Consider the following 1,077-nt stretch of genomic DNA (forward strand, 5'->3'; position numbering starts at 1 on the left):
TCGTGGCGTGGCGTTGGTGCGGATACGTGACAAAGGCGGGAATCCTGCTTCAGCAAACACGTGATGATATCTCCCCTTGCGACACGATCAACCGTTCATCTGCCAGCCTTCTGTCGGGCTTTGGCAAAAGCCGGATCGGTTACAGGGAGTATGCCGGGTGGGGCGCAGGCGATAATTTATGAAACGCCAAACCAAACTCCATCTCATTGTAATTGAGAAATGATCGGGTGGCTTCTAGCCTCGCTCACACCTGACGGGCGTTGATGGCCTGCCAGATGCCTCAACGGGCCTTGCGTCAGGCAGGGTCGCAGCCGGCAGAACCTGCCCCACCGGGTCTGCCTTCAACAGGAGCGCCGTGCATGACTGCCAATCGCTGGTTCATTGATAGCGAAACCGGAACATTGTCGGATGTGCTGCTCTGCCCGCCTGATTTCTACACCTGGAACCCGAGCAACGATATCGCCATACGCACCCTTGCCACGGGTGCACGACCGGACCCGGCAAAGCTGCAAGCGCAATTTGCCGGGCTGGTTCACGTGCTGGAAGAGGCTGGCGTTCATTGCCATTTCCTCACCCCGCGGGAGGGCCAGCCCTATCAGGTCTATACACGCGATTCGTCGCAAACGACCCCGTGGGGCACGGTCGTCACGCGCCTGATGCGCCCCGAGCGCCAGCCCGAGCAGGAGGGGATCGAGGCTTTCTACGCCGGAGATGAGATCACCGGATACTGCACCGAGGGTTATGTCGAGGGGGGCGATATCCATATCATCCGTCCCGGCCTGGTTGTGGTGGGTGTCAGTGGCGGCCGTACAACCGTCGAAGGGGCGCAGGCCTTTCTCAAGCCTTTCGAAGCGGCAGGCTGGACATGCCGCATGGTCCATTTCCCCGAGCATTTCCTACATCTGGATGTGATTTTTACGATGGTGACCGAAGGGCTCGCCATTGGTGTCACGGATGTGCTGGAGGATGAAGACCTTGCCTGGTTCGAGGCGCAGGGCATCCGTATTCTTCCCGTGACCTACAAGGAGGCCATGCGCGATATGGCGTGCAATGTGCTGGCGCTGGGCGAGGGGCGGG

General features: G+C 59.9%; 2 protein-coding genes. Both read left to right on the forward strand.

Features of this window, described 5'->3' with window-relative positions; all coding sequences use genetic code 11:
* Window positions 1-182: hypothetical protein (locus P792_RS39160; protein ID WP_235075515.1), on the forward strand; the 182-nt coding region annotated here is incomplete at its 5' end.
* 177 nt (window positions 183-359) lie between these two features.
* On the forward strand, window positions 360-1,077 hold a 718-nt coding region (locus P792_RS0119845; protein ID WP_031241388.1), incomplete at its 3' end, for a dimethylarginine dimethylaminohydrolase family protein.

Origin of the sequence: Asaia sp. SF2.1 (assembly GCF_000505765.1) — a bacterium.
Taxonomy (GTDB): domain Bacteria; phylum Pseudomonadota; class Alphaproteobacteria; order Acetobacterales; family Acetobacteraceae; genus Asaia; species Asaia bogorensis.